20 protein-coding genes are annotated in these 20,328 nt (G+C 74.6%); 10 read left to right on the forward strand and 10 right to left on the reverse strand.

From position 1 onward, the window contains the following. Positions 1-24: 24 nt before the first annotated feature. Genes ACERUJ_RS13050 through ACERUJ_RS13060 form a run of 3 tightly spaced genes read right to left on the reverse strand, consistent with a single transcriptional unit; the run spans position 25 to position 1,795 of the window. On the reverse strand, positions 25-486 hold the full coding sequence (locus tag ACERUJ_RS13050) for a hypothetical protein (protein WP_370249026.1): 462 nt from the start codon (positions 484-486) through the stop codon (positions 25-27). After that, positions 483-908: an SRPBCC family protein gene (locus ACERUJ_RS13055; RefSeq protein ID WP_370249027.1), complete on the reverse strand. Its 426-nt coding sequence runs from the start codon at positions 906-908 to the stop codon at positions 483-485. Before ACERUJ_RS13055 ends, ACERUJ_RS13050 begins: the two co-directional genes overlap by 4 nt. After that, positions 905-1,795, reverse strand: a complete 891-nt coding sequence (locus ACERUJ_RS13060) for a phosphoribosylaminoimidazolesuccinocarboxamide synthase (RefSeq protein ID WP_370249028.1) — start codon at positions 1,793-1,795, stop codon at positions 905-907. The genes ACERUJ_RS13055 and ACERUJ_RS13060 overlap by 4 nt, the downstream gene beginning before the upstream one ends. A 100-nt stretch (positions 1,796-1,895) precedes the next feature. Here ACERUJ_RS13060 and ACERUJ_RS13065 point away from each other — a divergent pair, with 100 nt between their 5' ends. Next, the gene (locus ACERUJ_RS13065) at positions 1,896-2,513 is read left to right on the forward strand and encodes a hypothetical protein (RefSeq protein WP_370249029.1); all 618 of its coding nucleotides are present in this window, start codon (positions 1,896-1,898) and stop codon (positions 2,511-2,513) included. 217 nt (positions 2,514-2,730) lie between these two features. Then, complete coding sequence (locus ACERUJ_RS13070; protein WP_370249030.1) at positions 2,731-3,387, forward strand: fasciclin domain-containing protein; 657 nt, start codon at positions 2,731-2,733, stop codon at positions 3,385-3,387. Between the two features lie 122 nt (positions 3,388-3,509). Here the strand turns inward: ACERUJ_RS13070 and ACERUJ_RS13075 are convergent, their stop codons facing one another. From ACERUJ_RS13075 to purD, 3 genes are all read right to left on the reverse strand, one after another. Continuing rightward, positions 3,510-4,022: a DUF1648 domain-containing protein gene (locus ACERUJ_RS13075; protein WP_370249031.1), complete on the reverse strand. Its 513-nt coding sequence runs from the start codon at positions 4,020-4,022 to the stop codon at positions 3,510-3,512. A gap of 2 nt (positions 4,023-4,024) precedes the next feature. Then, the gene (purB, locus tag ACERUJ_RS13080) at positions 4,025-5,443 is read right to left on the reverse strand and encodes an adenylosuccinate lyase (protein WP_370249032.1); all 1,419 of its coding nucleotides are present in this window, start codon (positions 5,441-5,443) and stop codon (positions 4,025-4,027) included. Positions 5,444-5,553: 110 nt separating this feature from the next. Further along, the gene (purD, locus tag ACERUJ_RS13085; RefSeq protein WP_370249034.1) at positions 5,554-6,810 is read right to left on the reverse strand and encodes a phosphoribosylamine--glycine ligase; all 1,257 of its coding nucleotides are present in this window, start codon (positions 6,808-6,810) and stop codon (positions 5,554-5,556) included. A 129-nt stretch (positions 6,811-6,939) separates the two neighbouring features. On the opposite strand from purD, the gene ACERUJ_RS13090 reads away from it, so the two are divergent. After that, complete coding sequence (locus ACERUJ_RS13090; protein WP_370249036.1) at positions 6,940-9,252, forward strand: protein kinase; 2,313 nt, start codon at positions 6,940-6,942, stop codon at positions 9,250-9,252. An 80-nt stretch (positions 9,253-9,332) separates the two neighbouring features. Continuing rightward, entirely contained in the window at positions 9,333-11,282 is a 1,950-nt protein-coding gene (locus tag ACERUJ_RS13095; protein ID WP_370249038.1) for a protein kinase, read from the forward strand. A 48-nt stretch (positions 11,283-11,330) separates the two neighbouring features. On the opposite strand, the gene ACERUJ_RS13100 is transcribed toward ACERUJ_RS13095, so the two are convergent. Continuing rightward, positions 11,331-12,614: an adenylosuccinate synthase gene (locus ACERUJ_RS13100; protein WP_370249039.1), complete on the reverse strand. Its 1,284-nt coding sequence runs from the start codon at positions 12,612-12,614 to the stop codon at positions 11,331-11,333. Positions 12,615-12,753: 139 nt separating this feature from the next. Here ACERUJ_RS13100 and ACERUJ_RS13105 point away from each other — a divergent pair, with 139 nt between their 5' ends. Then, a complete protein-coding gene (locus ACERUJ_RS13105) occupies positions 12,754-13,647 on the forward strand; it encodes a diacylglycerol kinase family protein (RefSeq protein ID WP_370249040.1) in 894 nt (297 codons plus the stop codon). Between the two features lie 101 nt (positions 13,648-13,748). Beyond that, positions 13,749-14,075: a DUF4333 domain-containing protein gene (locus ACERUJ_RS13110; protein ID WP_370249041.1), complete on the forward strand. Its 327-nt coding sequence runs from the start codon at positions 13,749-13,751 to the stop codon at positions 14,073-14,075. A 62-nt stretch (positions 14,076-14,137) separates the two neighbouring features. Here the strand turns inward: ACERUJ_RS13110 and ACERUJ_RS13115 are convergent, their stop codons facing one another. Beyond that, positions 14,138-14,605: an Lrp/AsnC family transcriptional regulator gene (locus tag ACERUJ_RS13115; protein ID WP_370249042.1), complete on the reverse strand. Its 468-nt coding sequence runs from the start codon at positions 14,603-14,605 to the stop codon at positions 14,138-14,140. A gap of 100 nt (positions 14,606-14,705) precedes the next feature. Here ACERUJ_RS13115 and ACERUJ_RS13120 point away from each other — a divergent pair, with 100 nt between their 5' ends. The 4 genes from ACERUJ_RS13120 to ACERUJ_RS13135 are packed head-to-tail and all read left to right on the forward strand — an operon-like array spanning position 14,706 to position 18,227. Beyond that, positions 14,706-16,172 carry an aspartate aminotransferase family protein gene (locus tag ACERUJ_RS13120; protein WP_370249043.1) on the forward strand — a complete coding sequence of 489 codons (1,467 nt, stop codon included), beginning with the start codon at positions 14,706-14,708 and terminating at the stop codon, positions 16,170-16,172. 41 nt (positions 16,173-16,213) lie between these two features. Continuing rightward, positions 16,214-16,879: a PaaI family thioesterase gene (locus ACERUJ_RS13125; RefSeq protein ID WP_370249044.1), complete on the forward strand. Its 666-nt coding sequence runs from the start codon at positions 16,214-16,216 to the stop codon at positions 16,877-16,879. Further along, positions 16,876-17,733, forward strand: coding sequence for an SDR family oxidoreductase (locus tag ACERUJ_RS13130; protein WP_370249045.1), 858 nt, complete (start codon positions 16,876-16,878; stop codon positions 17,731-17,733). Before ACERUJ_RS13125 ends, ACERUJ_RS13130 begins: the two co-directional genes overlap by 4 nt. Next, on the forward strand, positions 17,730-18,227 hold the full coding sequence (locus ACERUJ_RS13135; RefSeq protein ID WP_370249046.1) for an SRPBCC domain-containing protein: 498 nt from the start codon (positions 17,730-17,732) through the stop codon (positions 18,225-18,227). The genes ACERUJ_RS13130 and ACERUJ_RS13135 overlap by 4 nt, the downstream gene beginning before the upstream one ends. On the opposite strand, the gene ACERUJ_RS13140 is transcribed toward ACERUJ_RS13135, so the two are convergent. Next, a complete protein-coding gene (locus tag ACERUJ_RS13140; protein WP_370249048.1) occupies positions 18,176-19,090 on the reverse strand; it encodes an SDR family NAD(P)-dependent oxidoreductase in 915 nt (304 codons plus the stop codon). The genes ACERUJ_RS13135 and ACERUJ_RS13140 overlap by 52 nt on opposite strands. Before the next feature lie 156 nt (positions 19,091-19,246). Further along, positions 19,247-20,328, reverse strand: a 1,082-nt coding sequence (locus ACERUJ_RS13145) for a hypothetical protein (RefSeq protein WP_370249049.1), incomplete at its 5' end; no start/stop codon positions are given.

Genomic DNA, 20,328 nt, shown 5'->3' on the forward strand with positions numbered 1-20,328 from the left:
GACGCGGGTCTCCCCCGGTGCGCCTCAGGTCCCGGGACGACGGCGCGGCCACGCGCCGGTGCTCACCAGCGCCCACACCACGAGGACGGGCTGGAAGAACAGCCGGATCAGCCGCGCACGGTCGGAGTCCAGCCCGAAGGCGTCGACACCCTCGACGTACTGGCCGATGTTGCCGGGGAAGATCGCGACGAAGAACGCCGCCACCAGCCAGCCCACCAGCGGCAGCCGCCGCGAGGCCAGGATCAGCGAGGCGCCGAGGCCGATCTCGACCACCCCGGAGCCGAGCACGACGAGGTCCTCGTCGACCGGGACCCAGGAGGGCACCTGCGCCCGGAACTCCTCCCGCCCCCAGGTGAGGTGCGACAGCCCGGCGAAGGTCAGGAACGCGCCGAGGACGAACCGCGCGACGGTGCGGGCGGGGCCCAGGGAGCCACGGCCGGGCCCGGCGGTGAGGTGGGGGCCGGCGGTGGGGTCGGGGGCGGTCATCGCCGGGCCAGGATCGTCGCGGCGCGCCGCAGGTCGGAGCGCACGGCCAGCGGGGCGAGCCGGTCGAGCAGCCCGCCGATCGGGCGCAGCAGGCCCGAGGCGTAGACCGACATCGAGGGCGTGACGTCGCAGAACGAGCCCACGGGCGTGAAGGTGAGGGTGAGGGTGGCACCGAAGCCGCGCCAGCGGCCCACCTCGGACCAGCGGTGCGGACGCTCGGCGTCGGTGAGCTCCATGAGGGGGCGCATCCCGGCGGTGGTGACGTCGATCCAGGTCTGGCCGATGACGCCGTCGGGGCCGCGGACCTGCTCGACGCGCCGCAGGCTGGACTGCCACTCGACGCGGTTCGCGGGGTCGATGAGGTAGTCGTAGGCCTCCTCGCAGGAGACCTCGAACCGGATCGGGGCGACGCGCCCGCTCACCAGGTCTCCCCGGTGAGCATCTCGTAGGCCTCGACGTAGCGGGCCCGGGTGCGGTCGACCACCTCGGCGGGCACCGGCGGCGGCGCCTCGCCCGAGGCCCGGTCCCAGCCCGACGCGGCCGAGAGGGCCCAGTTGCGCACGATCTGCTTGTCGTAGGAGGGCTGGGCCTCGCCGGGTCGCCAGTCGGCCAGGGGCCAGAACCGTGAGGAGTCGGGGGTCAGCACCTCGTCGCCGAGGACGATCGTGCCGTCGGCGCGGGCGCCGAACTCCAGCTTGGTGTCGGCGAGCAGGATGCCGCGCTCGCGGGCGATCCGCTCGGCGCGGGCGTAGACCTCCAGGGTGAGGTCGCGCAGGGTGGCGGCGACGTCGGCGCCGACCGTGGCGGCGACGGCGTCGAAGGAGACGTTCTCGTCGTGCTCGCCGACGGCCGCCTTCGTGGCCGGCGTGAAGATCGGGGCCGGCAGGCTGCTGCCGTCGACCAGGCCGGCGGGCAGCGGGATCCCGCACACCTCGCCGCTCGCGCGGTAGTCGAGCAGGCCGGAGCCGGTGAGGTAGCCGCGCACGACGCACTCGACCGGGAACATGTCGAGGCGCTCGCAGATCACGGCCCGCCCGGCGACGGCGTCGGGCACCTCGGTGGAGATCACGTGCCCGGGCACGAGGTCGGCGAGCTGCTTGAACCACCACAGCGACATCCGGGTGAGGATCTCGCCCTTGTCGGGGATCGTGCTGTCCAGCACGAAGTCGAAGATCGAGATCCGGTCGCTGGCCACCATCAGCAGGGCACCGGCGTGAGGGCCCCCGGTGAGCTCGTACAGGTCGCGGACCTTGCCGGAGTGCAGGTGGGTCGCACCCTCGATCACCGGAGCCGGGGGGATGTTCAGCACGGGTCGAGCCTAGTCCCGCGAGGGTCCGCCCCGACCACCCGCAGCGGCGGTGGGACGACCCGAGGTGCGCGGCGGCGAGCGGGTTTGGCACCCTGAGCACATGCCGGAGTCCGCAGCCGAGGTCTACGCCCGCATCGTCGCCACCGTCGGGGAGCAGGGACGCCTCCCGCTGGCCGACTCCGCCGCCTGGGACTCCTTCCCCTGGGAGGTCGTCGACGGCGTCCTCGCCCCCAAGGTGGTCGGCGCCCCCGCCGAGGAGCAGCCGCGCTGGGGCGAGCACCCCGACAAGCCGTGCGGATCCTGCGCGGGGTTCGACCCCGCCACGGTCGTGTGGGAGGACGACGTCTGGGTCCTCACGCACCCCGGCGCCCCGACCGGTCTCCCCCTGGTGCTCACCCTCCACCCGCGCGAGCACCTCGACATGGGCAACCTCGACGACGAGCACGCCTCGCAGCTGGGCCGCATCAGCAACCGGCTGGTGCGCATCATCGAGAACCTGCCGCACATCAAGCGGGTCCACGTCAACCGCTGGGGCGACGGCGGCTCCCACCTGCACGTGTGGTTCTTCGCCCGCACCGAGGGCCTCACCGGCGTCGTCGGCTCCTTCGCGGTCGAGTGGGACGAGATGATCCCGCCCGGGCCGGAGGACGTGTGGCGCGCCGACCTGCACACGGTGGCCACGAAGCTGGCCAACTGGGGCGGCGACGCCCGCGCCTGAGCGCGCCCCACGCCGACTGACGGCGACTGACGGCGGCCGAGGCCCGCGAAGTGCACTCGTCCGGTGGACTTTCCTGTGCCGCTCCTGAGCGCTTGCTGAAGACGCCCTGAGGATGCCCCCCGGGGTCTCCCAAGGGGTGGGAGGTGCCGGGTCGCCCCTGCCTACGGTCGAGGACGTTCGGCCCACGCACGGTGGGCCCTGTTCTTGGGAGAACCTCATGACCGCACGTCCGATCCGCCGCCTCGCGACCGCCGCCGTCGCCGTCACCCTCGGCGCGGGCCTCGCCGCCGCCCCGCTCTCCGCCGCGCAGGCCCACGACGACGCCGCGCGCAAGGCCGGCACCAAGAGCCTCGCCGCCGTGCTGGGTGCCGACGGCACCAAGTTCGACAAGAACGCCCAGGACTTCGACATCCTCGAGGCCGCGGTCAACGCCGTGCTGGCCGAGAAGCCGGACAGCCCGGTCGGCCTCGTCGCCGACGGCAAGACCCGCCTCACCCTCTTCGCCCCCACCGACCTCGCCTTCGAGCGCCTGGTGAAGGACCTCACCGGCAAGACCCCGAAGTCCGAGGCCGCCACGGTGAAGGCCATCACCGGCGCCTTCGACATCGACACCATCGAGTCGGTGCTGCTCTACCACGTGGTGCCCGGCAAGACCCTGACCTCCGGCAAGGTGCTGGCCGCCGCCAAGGACCGCGCCACGGTGACCACGGCCACCGGCGCCAAGCTGCGCGTCCTGCCCAACCCGAAGCCGGCCAGCCTCCAGGACGCCGACAAGAACGACAAGAACGCCCGCGTCGTGAAGGTCGACATCAACAAGGGCAACCGCCAGGTCGCCCACGCCATCAACCGCGTCCTGCGCCCGGTCGACCTCTGATCGGTCCGACCCGCCGCACGCTGACGCGTCCCTGACCGGGGCCCGCACCCACCGCCATGACGTGGGCGCGGGCCCCGGTTCGCGTCAGCGGCGGTGAGTCAGGGGCCGTGCGTCGGGGTGCGTCAGGGGCGGTAGCGGCGCCGGTGGCACCACACGGCGTACCCGAGCACCAGCACCAGCCAGACGGCCACGAGGATCGCCACCGGGGCGCCGAGCCGGGGGTCGGTGTCGGTGGACACCACGGCGGTGGCCGTGAGCAGGGCGGCCAGCAGGACCAGGGTGGCGGCACCCAGGGCCGCGAGGTCCACCGCCATCATCGCCCGCACCTGCCGCTCCCGCTCCGGGGTCGCGAGCCAGTGGTCGCGGTGGGGGAGGTTCAGCCAGGTCGTCGGGACGCGGGAACCCGCGCAGGCGAGCACGACGAACAGGGCCGTCAGGACGACGCCGAGCACCGCGAAGCCGACCAGCGCGCTGCCACGATCGGCGTAGCGGTCCACCTCCCCGCCCGCGCCGAAGTGCACCGGCACGCGCGCGGGGAACCGTGCCCACGCCAGCCCCCAGGCCGCGGCGTAGCCCACCGCACCCGCCGCGAGTGCCGCGCGGGCAGGGCCGCGACCGGGCTGCGGGGTCGCCACGGTCAGAGGATCGCGCCCGGGGTGTAGGCGGCAGCGGCGGGATGACGCGACACGAGGGCCTCGACGGCGGCCACCACCGCCTGCGTCTGGGCCTGGGCGGCGCCGGTGAAGCTGAGCGGCTCGGCCACCAGCGCTCCCAGCTGGTCGGAGCTGAGCCCGAGGCGCTCGTCGGCGGCCAGCTTGGCGAAGACGTCGTTGGCGGCCTGACCCTGCCGCATCGCCAGCGCCGTGCCCACCGCGGCCTCCTTGATCGCCTCGTGGGCGACCTCGCGGCCCACCCCGTTGCGCACCGCGCTCATCAGCACCTTGGTGGTGGCGAGGAAGGGGAGGTAGCGGTCGAGCTCGCGCTGGATGACGGCCGGGAAGGCGCCGAACTCCGCGAGCACGGTGAGGAAGGTCTGGAAGAGGCCGTCGACGGCGAAGAACGCATCGGGCAGCGCGACCCGGCGCACCACCGAGCACGACACGTCGCCCTCGTTCCACTGGTCGCCGGCGAGCTCGCCCACCATCGAGAGGTAGCCGCGGGTGATGACCGCGAGGCCGTTGACCCGCTCGCAGGAGCGGGTGTTCATCTTGTGGGGCATGGCCGAGGAGCCCACCTGGCCCTCTGCGAACCCCTCGGTGACCAGCTCGAGGCCGGCCATGAGCCGGATCGTGGTGGCGAGGTTGGACGGGGCCGCGGTGAGCTGCACCAGCGCGGAGAGCACGTCGAAGTCGAGCGAGCGCGGGTAGACCTGGCCGACGCTGGTGAGCACCCGGTCGAAGCCGAGGTGGGCGGCCACCCGCCGCTCCAGGTCGGCCAGCCGGTCGGCGTCGCCGTCGAGGAGGTCGAGCATGTCCTGGGCGGTGCCCATCGGGCCCTTGATGCCCCGCAGCGGGTAGCGGTCGAGCAGCTGCTCCAGGCGCTCCACACCGATCAGCAGCTCGTCAGCCACGGTCGCGAACCGCTTGCCGAGGGTGGTGGCCTGGGCGGCGACGTTGTGCGAGCGCCCGGCCATGACGGTGACCTCGTGCTCGGCGGCCAGGCGGGCGAGCTGGGCCAGGGTGGCGACGGCGCGGTCGCGCAGCAGGGCGAGGGACTGGCGCACCTGCAGCTGCTCGACGTTCTCGGTCAGGTCGCGGCTGGTCATGCCCTTGTGGATGTGCTCGTGCCCGGCGAGGGCGCAGAACTCCTCGATCCGGGCCTTCACGTCGTGCCGGGTGACGCGCTCGCGGGAGGCGATCGAGGCGAGGTCGACCTGGTCCACGACGGCCTCGTAGGCCTCCACGACGCCGTCGGGCACGCTGATCCCGAGGTCGCGCTGGGCGCGCAGGACCGCGATCCACAGCTGTCGCTCGAGCACGATCTTGTGCTCGGGGGACCAGATCTGGGCGAGGTCGGCGCCGGCGTAGCGGGTGGCCAGGACGTTGGGCACGGTCACGTGCCTCATCCTCCCACGCACCGGCCTCCGCGCCGGCCGCGGCGGCGGGCCGTGGGCGCCGGGTGACCTGAGGCCCGAGGCGTGGGGCCCCGGGGCGTGATCAGACCGGGTCAGGCGGAGGCGGCCTGCTCGGCGGCGGTGCGGGCGATGTCGGTGCGGTGCTGGGCGCCGGGGAAGGCGACCTCGGCGACGCCGGCGTAGGCGGCGGCGCGGGCGGCCGCGAGGTCGCCGCCGGTGCCGACGACGGCGAGCACCCGGCCGCCGGCGGTGACGAGCCGGCCGTCCTGCAGGGCGGTGCCGGCGTGGATGACGTGCACCCCGGGCAGCGCCTCGGCGGCGTCGATGCCGGTGATCGGGTCGCCCGAGGAGGAGGTGGCGGGGTAGCCGGCGCTGGCCATCACCACGCCGACGGCGGCGCCGTCCTTCCAGCGCGGCGGCTCGACGTCGGCCAGGGTGCCGGTGGCGGCCCCCATGAGCAGCGCGGAGAGCGGGGAGTCGAGCAGGGCCAGCAGCGGCTGGGTCTCGGGGTCGCCGAAGCGGGCGTTGAACTCCACGACCCGCACGCCGCGACGGGTGAGGGCGAGACCGGCGTAGAGCAGGCCGGCGAAGGGGGTGCCCCGGCGGGCCATCTCGGCGACGGTCGGCTCCAGCACCGTGCGGCGCACCTCGGCCACGAGGTCGGCCGGGGCCCAGGGCAGCGGGGTGTAGGCGCCCATCCCGCCGGTGTTCGGTCCGGCGTCGTCGTCGCCGATGCGCTTGAAGTCCTGGGCCGGCTGGAGCGGGTAGACGGTGGTGCCGTCGGTGATCGCGAACAGCGAGACCTCGGGGCCGTCGAGGTACTCCTCGATCACCACGCGGTCGCAGGCCACCGCGTGGGCCAGCGCCTCCGCGCGGTCCTCGGTCACGACGACGCCCTTGCCCGCGGCGAGCCCGTCGTCCTTGACGACGTAGGGCGGGCCGAACTCGTCCAGCGCCGCGGCCGCCTCGGCCTCGGTCAGGCACACCCGGGCGGCGGCGGTGGGCACGCCGGCGGCGGCCATGATCTCCTTCGCGAACGCCTTGGAGCCCTCGAGCCGAGCGGCGGCGGCCTGCGGGCCGAACACCGGGATCCCGCGTGCGGTCACGACGTCGGCGACGCCCGCCACCAGCGGCGCCTCGGGGCCGACGACGACGAGGTCGACGTCGAGGTCGAGGGCCAGGGCGGCCACGGCCTCGCCGTCCAGCGGGTCGACGTCGTGGAGGGTGGCGACCACCGCCATCCCGGGGTTGCCGGGGGCGACGTGCACCTCGCTCACCGCGGGATCGAGGGAGAGCGCGCGGGCCAGGGCGTGCTCGCGGCCGCCGGTGCCGATGACGAGGGTCTTCACGGGCCGCGATCCTACGGGGCGGCACGGAAGACGCCGCCGGGTGAGGCCCGGCGGGGGGGCGGCCGGTGTGGCGTCCGCGACCGCGCGGGCCAGGATTGCCGCCGCGTCGCGCAGGGAAGAACCGCGACCATGTCCGACCTCCCTGCCCCCGGTGACCGTCTCGGCCGCTACCAGCTCGACCACGAGATCGGGCGGGGCGCGATGGGGGTGGTCTACGCCGCCACCGACACCGCGATCGGACGCCGGGTGGCGCTGAAGGTCGTCACGACCGGCGCCGGCGAGAGCGCCGAGGCCGCCGCACGCTTCGAGCGCGAGGCCGCCCTGCTGGCGCGGCTGGACTCCCCGCACGTGATCACGATCTACGACTACGGCGTCGAGCAGGACCGGCGCTTCCTGGCCACCCAGCTGGTGGGCGGCGGCGACCTCGGGGCGCTGCTGCGCGCCCGCGGCGCGATGCCGCCGGCGCTCGCCCTGCGGGTGGTGGCGCAGGTCGCGGAGGCGCTGGAGGACGCCCACGCGGTGGGCGTCGTGCACCGCGACGTCAAGCCCAGCAACGTGCTGCTGCGCGACCCCGACGTGCTCGAACCCCATGCCTACCTCTGCGACTTCGGCATCGCCCGCGCCGAACCCGACGGCCTCACCAACCCCGGCCTGGTGGCCGGCACGTGGGGCTACCTCGCCCCCGAGGTGGGTCGCGGCGCCCCCGCGTCTCCCGCCTCCGACGTCTACTCCGTCGGCTGCCTGCTGTGGGCCACCCTCACCGGCGCCCCGCCCTACCGCGGCACCGACGTCGAGGTCGCGCTCGCCCACCAGACCTCCCCCGTGCCGCAGCTGGCCCCCGTGTCCCCCGACGCCGGGCCGGAGGGCGCGGCGGCGGTCGGTGCCCTCAACGCCGTGCTCACGGCGTGCCTCGCCAAGGACCCCGCCGCCCGGTTCGCCGACGCCGGTGCGCTGCGCCGCACCCTCGAGTCGCTGCTGACCACGATCCCCGCCTCCCTGCCCCCGCTGCGCGCCGGTGCGATCGCGCCCCCGTCACCGTCCGTCGGCTCCGTCGGCTCCGTCGGCTCCGTCGGGTCGCTCGGGTCGGTGGGGTCCGTGGGGTCGGTCGGCTCGTCCGGTCCCGGTCCCTCGAGCGGCTCGCTGCCCCCCGTCCCCCCGCCGGGCGGGCCCCGGTCGCGTCCTGCGGGGCGTCGCTCGGGGCGTCGGGCACCGGTCCTGGTCGCGGTCGCGCTTCTGCTGGCCGCGGCCGTGGGAGGGGGCGTGGCGCTGGCCTCGGGCGGTGACTCCCCGTCCGACGAGCCGACGACCGGGTCCACCCTCGGCCCCGAGGGGACCACCGGCGCCGAGGGGGCCACCGGGACGGACCGCCCGATCCGCGGCGACGTCGACGGCGACGGTTTCGGCGACGTCGTGCAGATGGCCCGTACGCCGCTGGACGCCCGGGCCACGCGCTACGCGACCGTCCGCGCCGACTGGCCCTCCGACGGCCGCCGGCTGCTGGAGACCACCGATCTGCCCGAGGTCGTCTCGCTGCCGGAGGTCCGGGTCTACGACCTCACCCGCGGCCAGCTCGACGACGACGGCATCACCGACCTACTCACCGCCGGCCGTACAGACGAGGAGACCGTGCTCCACAGCATCACCTCCTCGGGCCGCGAGATCACCCTGCGGCTGCCGCGCACGGTGGAGTCGCAGCTCTACTCCCCGATCCTCGCCGACCTCGACGGCGACGGTCTGGACGACCTGGCGCTGCACGAGCTGACCGCGCTGGACGCCGACTTCAACCGGGTCCGCGACCGGCTGCTGCTCTCCTCCTTCGACGGCGCGACCTTCTCGACCCCGCGCCTGGTCCGGTCCTACGGGGTCGCGAAGTACGAGGAGACCAGCCGGTTCGTGCCCGCCGACCTCGACGGCGACGGCCTCACCGACCTGCTCAACTGCCGGGCCGACTACGCCGACGACTTCGGTGCCTACGGCCTCACCCTGGAGTGGCTGCGCAGCGGGGGCGACACCACGGCTGCCGAACCGCTCGCGCTCGACGCCAGTCGGACCCTCGACTTCGAGGTGCGGAGCCCGTGCACGGCCGGGGACCTCGATGGCGACGGCACCGACGAGGCCGTCCTGTTGACCATCGACAGCTCACCGGAGCTGCTCTCGCTCTCGCTGAGCGGCAGCAGCTTCACCGACCCCGTCCGCCTCGCCCTGCTCCGGGGCGGGCGACTCACCTTCGCGCCCACGCTGAGCGTGGTGGACGCCGACGGCGACGGCCGCGACGACGTCGTGATCTCGGGCAACGTCAGCGACTCGATCTCCCGCAAGGACCTCGCGATCGCCACGCTCGCCCTGTCCCGGCCCGACGGCCTCGTGCAGCGGGCGGCCGTCACGCGGCCGATCCCGGACCGCACCGAGAGCTTCCTGACCGTGGCCGGGGGCCCGGTCTGATGGCCGGCCCGACAGGCGGCCTGACACCGGGTCCGTCGCCGGAGGGCCGGCCCTGGCCGGGGAGCCGGATCGGTCCCTACGTGCTGGAGCAGACCCTCGACGAGGGTCCCGCGGGCACCACCTGGGCCGCGCTCGACGAGCGGCTGGGACGGCGGGTGGCGCTGCGCTTGCGCGCCGGGACCGAGGACGCCCGGCAGCGGGTCGAGCGGGAGGCCCGGCTGCTCGGCAGCGCCGACTCGCCCCACGTCGTGGCGGTCTTCGACCACGGCGTGCACGAGGGACACGGCTACCTGGTCACCCAGTTCGCCGCCGGCGGGGACCTGGCCCGGCTGCTCGCCGCCCGGGGTGCGCTCGCCCCCGGTCCCGCGCTGCAGATCTGCGAGCAGGTGGCCCACGCCCTCGCGGCCCTGCACGCGGCGGGCGCCCACGGCGTCGGCCTGCGCCCGGCCGAGGTGCTGCTGCGCGACGAGCGCGGCGATCGACCCCACGTCTTCCTCGCCGAGGTGGACGGATCGGCCCACGCCGACGGGCGCGACCGGGCCGACGGGATCGCCGGCGACCTGGTGGGGGTCGGCGCGCTGCTGTGGGAGTGCCTCACCGGAGTGCCGCCCTACCCCGCGGACGCCCCGGGTGGCGCGGGTGGCGCGGTGCTCGGGGTGCCGCAGCTGCCGGGCCACGACGAGATCACGGCGGCGCTGAACACCGTCCTGGCGCGCTGCTTCGCCCCCGACCCGGCCCAGCGCTACCGCGACGCGGAGTCGCTGCGCCGCGACCTGCGCGAGACCCGGTCGTTGCTGAGCACCCCGCAGCCGATGCCGGCCCTCCCGCCCGTGCCCGGAGCCGCCGCACCCCGCCGGCCGCGACGGCGGGTGCTGGCGGTCGTCGGCACGGCCGGCCTCGTGGTCGTGCTCACCGCCGGCGGCGTCGTGCTGGCGACCCGCGGCGACGACGCAGGGGACACCGGGCCCCGCGGCGCCGACGGCACCGGGGGGACCACCACCGGGGCCGCTCCGACGCCCGGCCCCGTGCACGGCGACACCGACGGTGACGGTTTCGGCGACGTCCTCCTCGTCGACGGCGACGGCGTCCTGCTGCGCTATCCCGGCCTGGAGACGGGCGGCTTCGGTGCACCGCAGGAGGTCGACCCCGACGTCTCGATCGCCTTCGCAGGCCCGATCGACACCGATGCCACGACCGACGTCCTCGGCGTGGAGGACCCCTACGACGGCACCGTCGAGGTCCGGGTGGTCTCCGGCCCCACCGCCCCGCCCGCCACCCTCGGGCTGGGCGTCGATCTCGGCTCCGCCGGGAACGAGGACGCCGACCCGCCGGACCTGACGTTCGGCGACGTCGACGGCGACGGAGCCGGCGACCTCGTCTCGGTGATCACCTCCCTGGAGGGCGGGGCGGGGTCCACCCGGGTGCTGGTCGCGCGCGGGGACGGCGCCGGCGGCTTCGGCGCTCCGGAGGTGTGGGCGGACCTGCCCGCGCTCGACGGCACGATCCTCGACCGCGACTACGTCGCCGGCGACGTCGACGGCGACGGCCTGGCCGACCTCGTGCACCAGGGCCGCACGACCAACGCCGCCGACCCGACGATCACCGTGCTGCGGTCCACCGGGACCGCGTTCGCCGACCCCGGCCCCACCCGTGCCCTCGGCACCAGCTTCGGGCCGACCACCACCCTGGCCGACGTCGACGGCGACGCCGCCGCCGACCTGGTGGTGGTCGATCCCTTCAGCGGCACGGTGCGCTCGGCGCCGTTCGAGAGCGACCGGTTCCTGCGCCTGGAGCCGGTGTACGCCCGGGCGAGCGGGGTGAGCGCGGCGCTCTCACCGCCGGCCGTCAGCGACGTCGACGGCGACGGGGACGACGAGGTCGTGCTGGTCGAGGACCGTCGACTCGTGGCGCTCGACGCGACCGGGCGGCAGTGGACGCCGCTCGCCACAGCGCGGCCGCGCCGGGTCGACGCCGACGCGTTCCACGTCGTCGGGCTCTCCGGGGAGTCGAGCGCGACGACGTTCTACTGAGCCCGCTCCGGGCCTCGTCCGGAGCCCGGCCCCGTGCCGCCGGGCGGCTCAGACCAGCTCGTGCCGCACGATCGTGGCGGCCCGCGAGGGGCCGACCCCGATCACCGAGATCCGGGCGCCGGACATGGCCTCGAGGGCCTCGACGTAGCGCTGCGCGGCGGCGGGGAGGTCCTCGAAGGTGCGGGCGGAGGAGATGTCCTCGCTCCACCCCTCGAAGTACTCGTACACCGGGGTGGCGTGGTGGAAGTCGGACTGGTTGACCGGCATCTCGTCGTGGCGCACGCCCCGCACGTCGTAGCCGACGCACACGGGGATGCGCTCGAGGCCGGTGAGCACGTCGAGCTTGGTGAGCACGAAGTCGGTGACGCCGTTGATGCGCGCGGCGTAGCGGGCGATGACGGCGTCGTACCAGCCGCAGCGGCGCGGGCGGCCCGTGGTCGTGCCGAACTCCGCACCCGTGCGGCGCAGGAACTCGCCGTCGTCGTCGTGCAGCTCGGTGGGGAAGGGCCCCTCGCCGACGCGGGTGGTGTAGGCCTTGACGATGCTCACCACGCGGTCCAGGCGGGTCGGCGGGATGCCGGAGCCGGTGCAGGCGCCGCCGGCGGTGGCCGAGGAGGAGGTCACGAAGGGGTAGGTGCCGTGGTCGACGTCGAGCAGGGTGGCCTGGCCGGCCTCGAGCAGCACGAACTCGCCGCGGTCGAGGGCCTCGTGCAGCACCAGCGCGGTGTCGGCCACCAGCGGGCGCAGGCGGTCGGCGTGGGCCAGCAGCTCCTCCACCGTCTGGGCCACGCTCGGGGCGCGCCGGTTGTAGATCTTCGCCATCACCTGGCCCTTGAGGTCCAGGGCGCCCTCGACCTTGGCGGTGAGGATCTTCTCGTCGAACAGGTCCTGCACCCGGATGCCGATGCGGTTCATCTTGTCGGCGTAGGTGGGGCCGATGCCGCGGCCGGTGGTGCCGATGCGACGGCTGCCGAGGAAGCGCTCGGTGACCTTGTCCAGGCTGCGGTTGTAGTCCGGGATCACGTGCGCGTTGGCCGAGACCAGCAGCTTGGAGGTGTCGACGCCGCGCGCCTCGAGCCCGTCGATCTCGTGGAAGAGGACGTCGAGGTCGATCACGACGCCGTTGCCGATCACCGGGGTGCAGTTCGGGCTGAGGATGCCGCTGGGCAGCAGGTGCAGCGCGTACTTCTCCTCACCGATCACCACGGTGTGGCCGGCGTTGTTGCCGCCGTTGAACTTCACGACGTAGTCGACGCGGCTGCCGAGCAGGTCGGTGGCCTTGCCCTTCCCCTCGTCGCCCCACTGGGCACCGATGATGGCGATGGCGGGCATGTGCACTCCTTGGACAACGACGAAAGCCCCGCCGCAACAGCGAACGGGGCTCTTGCGGCGTCACGCTAGCAGAGCCGCCGCCGGGCGACCGCTTCCACGCGGGCCGGGGCCCGTCGGCGGCCCGGGCTACCCTCACGCGGTGGAACCCCTCCTCGTCCTCACCCACGCCGGCGCCGGCAACACCGACGCCGCGCACCTCGACGCCGCGTTGGAGGTGCTGCGGGCCCACTGCTCGGTGGAGGTCGCCACGACCGCCGACCCCGGCGAGCTCGACGGCGTGCTGCACCGCGCCGGGTCGCGGCGCCTGGTGGGGGCCGGCGGCGACGGGTCGCTGCACGCCGTCGTGGCGGCGTTGCACCGGCGCCGCGACCTCGCCTCGGCGGTGCTCGGCCTGCTGCCGCTCGGCACGGGCAACGACTTCGCGCGCGGCCTGGGGCTGCCGCTCGACCCGGCCGAGGCCGCCCTCGTCGTCGCCACCGGCGTGCCGACGCCGATGGACCTGCTGGTCGACGAGCTCGGCGGCGTCGTGGTCAACCACGTCCACCTCGGGGCGAGCGCGGAGGCGAGCCGGCGGGGGGAGGTCTGGAAGGAGCGGCTGGGGCGGCTCGGCTACCCGATCGGTGCCGCACTGGTGGCCTGGCGACCGCCCACCTTCCGACTCCACGTCGAGGTCGACGGCGAGACCGTGGTCGACGTCGACTCACCCGTCCTGCTGGTCGCGGTGGGCAACGGCCCCAGCGTCGGCGGCGGCACGGCCCTCACCCCCGAGGCCGACCCCGGCGACGGCGTGCTCGACGTCCTGGTCACCCGCGCCCGCGGGCCCCTCGCGCGGCTGCGGTACGCGGCGATGCTCGGTCTGGCGGCGCACGAGTCGCTGGAGGAGGTCAGCACCTTCCGCGGCCGGCGGGTGACCGTGAGCGGCGAGGCGTTCTGGATCTCGGCCGACGGCGAGATCACCGGTCCCGAGCGCCACCGCACCTGGCACCTCGAGCGGGCGGCCTACCGGATGCTGCTGCCCACCGCGGACGCCTGACCCCCGGCTCTCAGGTTGAGGTGGGACGATCCTGACCGCGCCGTGATCGCGGCGCGTGCTGCGATCTCCCCCGGCACCCCCACCACGAAGGAACCACTCCCATGCGCCACCTCGCTCCCACCTCCCGTCGCCTGCTCGCCGTCGCCGCCGTCGCCGTGACCCTCACCGTGACCGGCTGCTCGGTGGAGGCCAGCATCGGCGACGTCACGGTCGACAAGGACGACCTCGCCACGCAGATCGAGCCGCTCGCCGAGCAGATCACCGGCGTGGCCCCCGACAGCGTGACCTGCCCCGAGGACCTCAAGGGCGAGGTCGACGCCACCGCCACCTGCACCGCCGACTTCGGCGGCGAGATGCACGACTTCACCGCCACCGTCACCTCGGTGGACGGCACCGACGTGAAGTTCGACCTCGAGATGGTCAGCTGACCCCCGCACCCCGCACCGGCTGAGCACGCCGCGTCGTCCGTGTCGGGTCGGACGGCGCGGCCTCAGCCGCGTCCCTCGGCCGCGCGGGCGAGCAGTCCGCGCAGCCGCAGCGGCATCTCCTCGGCCAGGGAGATCGCGGTGCTCGTGCGCCGCACGGCGGGGATCGCCAGCAGGCGGCCGTTGAGCCGGTGCAGGTCGGCGGTGTTGCCGGCGACCACCTTGAGCAGCAGGTCGGCCCCGCCGGTGATGGCGTGCATCTCGATCACCTCCGGCACCTCCCGCAGCGCGGCCGTGGCGTCCTCCCCCGCCTCCTGACTCAGCTCCACCGAGATGAAGGCCGTGAGCCCCAGGCCCAGCGCGGCCGGCTCGACGCGGCGGCTGAACGGGCCGAGCACCGCGGCGTCCTGCATCCGCGTCAGGCGTGCGGTCAGGGTGTTGCGGGCGATCCCGAGCCGGCGCGAGAGCGCGAGCACGCTGGCGTCGGGGTCGTCGTCGAGGGCGAGCAGGATACGGGCGTCGAGCTGATCCACACTGCGCATCCTGCCCTGGATGCGACGCAGAAGCGATCATTCTGATCAGCACAGCCGACCCCTGTTGCGCGCGCTGCCGCGCACCTCGCACAGTGGCGGGGTGACCGACGCACCCCTCGCCCCGCACCCCGACCCCGCGGCCGGATCCGCGGCGCCCTCCGCGCTGGCCGACCGCGACGGCGTCCTGGCCGAGCTGTCCGCGCACGTCAGCCGCGCGTGGGCCTCCTTCGAGCACCCGCGACCGGTCGAGCCCGCCCCCGACGCCGACCTCGTGCGCCGACTCGGCCGCGGCCTGCCCGACGTCGGCGACGACCTGTCCGTGGCCCTGGAGGACGCCGCGCACGTGCTGGACTCCAGCGTCTCCACCGCGCGTCCGCTGTTCCTGGCCTACGTGCCCTCCAGCGCCCTGGAGACCGGGGTGCTCGCCTCGGCGCTGTCCTCGGCCTACGACGCCAACCTCGCCACGTCGGCCGGGACCGCCGACCTGCTGGACCGGCAGGCGGTCCACTGGCTGGCGGAGTTCCTGGGCTACCCGGCCGCCGAGGGCCACTTCACCAGCGGCGGCCAGACCTCCAACTTCACCGGCCTGCTCGCGGCGCGCGAGCACGCCCGGCCCGGCAGCCGCGAGCACGGCGTGACCCCCGGCTCGGCGGCGGTCTACGCCTCCGAGGAGGCCCACCACTCGGTGGTGCGGGCGGTCGAGGCGGCCGGACTGGGCCGCCGCGCGGTGCGCTGGGTGCCCACCGACGACCAGCGCCGGATGCGCCCGGCCGACCTGGAGGCGCTGGTGCGCGCCGACCTCGAGGCCGGCGTCGTGCCCGTCGCGGTCGTGGCCACGGCCGGCACCACACTCACCGGCACCGTCGACCCGCTCGGCGAGATCGCCGCGGTCTGCGAGCGGCACGGGGTGTGGCTGCACGTCGACGGCGCCTACGGCATCCCCGCCGCGGCCACGGCGTCGCACGGCCACCTCTTCGCCGGGCTGGCCCGCGCCGACTCGGTCACCGTCGACGCCCACAAGTGGCTCGGCATGCCCAAGAGCTGCAGCGCGCTGCTCGTGCGCCACCACGGCGTCCTGCGCGCGACCTTCGGCCACGAGGAGCACTACATGCTCCACGAGGGCGACACCGGCAACCCGGTCGACTCGACCTTCGAGTACTCCCGGCCGCTGCGCGCCCTGCGGTTCTGGCTCTCGATGCGGGTGCACGGCGCGGCCCGGTTCCGCGCCTGGCTGGAGGGCACCCTGGAGGTGACCCGCACCTTCGTGGACGCCGTGCGCGCCCACCCGGAGTTCGAGCTGCGCCACGACCCGATGCTCACCACCGTCTGCTTCCGCCACCTCCCGCCGACCGGCGAGGGCGAACGGCCGCTGAGCGGCGGGGCGCTGGACCGCCACCACGTCGCGCTCGCCCAGGCGCTGCAGCACGACGGCCGGGTGTTCCTCGCCCCCGCCGAGCTCGACGGCGTCACCGTGCTGCGCGCCTGCTTCACCAACTTCCGCACCGACGCCGCCTCGGCCGCGGGCGTGCTCGACGTCATCAGCGAGGTGGCGGCCTCGCTGCGCTGAGACGCACGCCACCGCGGCGACGTCGTCCCTAATCTGGACACGTGTCCGATCTGGCCGGTTTCGAGTACGTCGACCTTCCCGACGCCTGGTTCGACGAGCGCGAGGCGCGCTTCGAGCCGCTCGCGGTGCAGCTGCGCGCCGTGAACGACCTGGTGATCCGCTCCGAGGTCGACGACGCCGCCGCGGCCGCCGCCCTGGAGCACCTGCGTGCGGCCGCGGCACTGCTGGCGGGCGCGGGCGAGGCTGAGCCGGGCGCCGCCGGGGTGCGCTTCAACGCCTCCGGGCGCGCGTCGAACTGGGGCAACGCCGCGGTGGGACGCCGCAACGCCGTGGCCCCACCCCTGGTCACCGAGCACGGCGAGGACGGCGTCGTGCGCGCACGGCTCACGCTCGGCGCGGCCTACGAGGGCCCGCCCGGGCACGTGCACGGCGGCGTGAGCGCCCTGCTGCTCGACCACCTGATGGGCGAGACGGCGTCGCAGTTCCGGCGCTTCACCGCCACCGGCACCCTGACCCTGCGCTACGTCGGACCGCTGCCGCTCGGCGAGGTCGAGCTGGCGGGCCGGATCGTGGCCGAGGAGGGCCGCAAGATCCGCGTGCACGCCTCGATCAGCGGCGGGCGCGGGGTCGCGGTGGAGGCCGACGGGCTGTTCATCGTGCCCCGCGGCGAACCCGTCGTCCCCGGCGTGCCGGCGGAGCAGCGGTGAGCGCGGCCGGCGGCGCGCGCCTGATCGCGATCACCGGCGCCGCGTCCGGGATGGGGGCGGCCGCCGCCGCACGGCTGCGGGCGGCCGGGGACACCGTCGTCGGCCTCGACCGGCAGGCGGTGCCCGGCGTCGACGTCGTGGCGGACCTGTCCACCGCCGAGGGCCGCGCCGCCGCGGTGGCGGGGGTGCGGGAGGTCGCGGGCGGGCGGCTCGACGGCCTGGTGCTCGCGGCCGGACTCGGACCCGTGCCGGGCCGCGAGCGGACCCTGCTGGAGGTGAACCTGCGCGGCGCCGTCGAGCTGCTGCAGGGCCTGCGGCCGCTGCTGGCGGCCTCGGAGCGGGGGCGGGCCGTCGTCCTCGGGTCCAACTCCACCACCACGACCCCCTTCGTGGGACGCCGCGTGGTGCGCACCCTGCTGGACGACGACCTCGACGCCGCCCTCGAGCGGCTCGCGAAGCCCCGCAACCTCGCCGCCGCCCGGTGCTACGCCGCCTCCAAGACCGCCCTCACGCACTGGGTGCGACGCGCGGCGGCGACCCCGGAGTGGGCCGGGGCCGGCATCCGGCTCAACGTGCTGGCGCCCGGCGCGGTGGCCACTCCGCTGCTCCAGGAACAGCTGGCCGGCAAGGACGGCGACCGCGTGCGGAAGTTCCCGATCCCCGCCGGCGGGCCCGGCACACCGGAGCAGCTCGCCCACTGGGTCGAGATCCTGCTCTCCGACGCGGCCGACTTCATGGTCGGCTCCGTCGTCACGGTGGACGGCGGGAGCGAGGCGTACCTGCGACCGGCGTCGTGGCCGCGCAGCGTGCCGACCCGCGAGCTGCCCCGCTACCTCGTCAGACTGCTGCGATGAGTACCCACGAGACCCTGATCTCGCCCGAGGGCGAGCACGGCATCCGGATCCTGCGCGAGGTCGACGGGCCGGTCGACCTGGTGTTCCGCGCGCTGCACGAGCCCGCGCTGGTCGCCCGATGGATCGGGCCCCAGCGCCTGGTGAACACCGTGTGCACCCAGGAGGACCGGCACGGCGGCACCTGGACGCTGGTGCAGCACGACCCCGCCGACCCCGAGGCGGAGTTCTCCTTCCGCGGCGTCGTGCACGGCGAGCCGAGCCCGGAGTCGACCGTGCGCACCTTCGAGTGGCTCGGTGCCCCCGGCGAGGTGATGGTCGAGGTCGTGCGGCTGGTCGCGCTGCCCGGCCCCCGCACCCGCATCGACGCCCTGATGCTGGCCACCAGCCTCGCCGCCCGCGACGGGATGCTCGGCTCGGGCATGGCCACCGGCGTCAGCGAGGGCTACGAGCGGCTCGACGTCGTGGTGGCCGACCTGGCGGCCGCGGGCTCCTGAGGGGCGGACGCGGAGGCGCCCTTGCGGTTGCTGCGCGCCTTCACGACCCCGGTGATGACGCGCTGGTAACCGACCGGCGCCAGGCGGACCATCACGTCGTACAGCTTGGCGTCCGGGCCCACCAGCACGCGCCGCTTGTTGCGGCGCACGGCCTTGAGGATCTGGGCGGCGGCCGTGTCGGCGGTGGTGATGAAGGTGCGCTCGAACTCCTTCGTGGAGGCGGCGTCGGCGTGGCCGGTGGCGGCCGCGACGCTGGCGTCCATGCGCGCCGACTGCGCGATGTTGGTCTTGATGCCGCCGGGGTGCACGCAGGTGGCCGAGACCCGCGAGCCGGTGAGCTCGAGGTCCTGGCGCAGCGACTCGGTGAACCCGCGCACGGCGTACTTGCTGGCGTTGTAGCCGCTCATCAGGGGCTGGGCGGTGATGCCGAAGACGCTGGAGAGGTTCACGACGTGGCCGCCGGTGACCTCGAGATGGGGCAGGAAGGCCTTGGTGCCGTAGACGACGCCCCAGAAGTTGATGTCCATGATCCAGCGGTAGTCGGCCAGGCTCAGCCCGCTCACCAGACCCGACAGCGCCACCCCGGCGTTGTTGATCACCAGGTCCACCCGGCCGTGCTCGGCCACCACGGCGTCGGCCCAGGCGTAGACGGCCGCCTCGTCGGCGACGTCGAGCACCGTGGTGGTGACCCGCCGCTCGGGACTCCGGGCGGCGATCAGCCCGACGGTCTCGGCCAGCCCGGCCTCACTCAGGTCGGCCAACGCGAGGTCCGCCCCCGCCTCCGCCAACTGCAGGGCCAGGGCCCGCCCGATCCCGGACCCCGCTCCGGTCACCGCCGCCACGCTGTCGCTGAAGCTCCGCACTGCACTCTCCTGAATGTGAGGTTTGTTGTCCTCAGACTATCTGCTGTCACTTGATTCCACATCGTGACCTCGCCCACGCGGCCGGGGTTGTCCGTCGTACCAAGCAATCGGCAGGCGAAATCGTCGGTTTCGCCTGCCGATTGCTTGGTACGACCCTCAACAGCGGGCCGCGGCCCACCGGGCACGTGCCTCCGGCGAGAGCTCCCGACGGCGCGCGACTGACGTGGTGTCCACCCACCCGGGCGGCGGCTCCAGGGTCCATCCGCCACGCAAAGGTCGAGCGGCTGCTCGTCGGTACGCCGCGTGCAAGCGCCCTTCGAACTGCGCCGACCGTCGATCCACCGCGATCATGCGCGCGACTTCGAATCCAAGATCCCGATAGAGCTCTTCCCGCGTCAGGTCCCGAGCCCGGACGCGCGACTCGTCGTGGACCTCGCCGTCGTACTCGCCGACCACGCCCAGGACGGGATCGAACAGATCGGGGGTGCACAGTCGGATGCCGTAGGCGTCGAAGATCGGCCGATTGGTGAGCGGGCGACGTCGCACCGCATCGCTCCACCGGAGCCGCATGTGGGTCTCCATCGGCGACCAGCTGTTCTCGTCGGCCAGGTCCACCGCATCGCGCAGCTGCACCACGCCGGGCCGCGCGCCGAGCCGGGTCACGTACCGACGGAGGGCCGCGACGTCGACCAGGTTCCCGAGCGCCGCCATGTCGATGATGCGGACCGCGAGATCCAGGCTCCAGGCGCGACGAGCGGCGTAGCTCACCGATCGCTCGGGGCGCGTGACGGGGAGACCGTCGACGTCGATGACATCCCCGGGGAGCAGCCAGTCTCCCGACGTCGTCACCCCACGCCGTGGCTGGAGCGCGGCGTGATCGCCGATGGCGACCTCGATGTGGGCTCGGGTCCCGTCCGCATGATGAGTGGGCTGATAGGGAGCGCCCATCCAGTACAAGGCCGCCCACCCGGTGATCGCCGCCCCCACGGGCAACCCGGCCGCCACCTCGACGATGTCCTGAGCCAACGAGCGCTCCGCCTCGGCCGGGACGTACAGCCCCGGCGAGGATCGTCGCCAGTTCGACCCCTGTGCGCGCCCCTTGGTGGGACCGGACGCACCGGTGGCGTCGATGCGGACGGGGACGGTCAGGCCGGGGCGGCGGATGACGAGGGACACCGCCGCAGCGTGACCCGGATCCTCGATCAGGCGCCGCGCTCCTCCACAGGTCTCCCGTCGCC

The sequence above is a fragment of the Nocardioides sp. genome (assembly GCF_964228225.1).
Lineage (GTDB): Bacteria > Actinomycetota > Actinomycetes > Propionibacteriales > Nocardioidaceae > Nocardioides.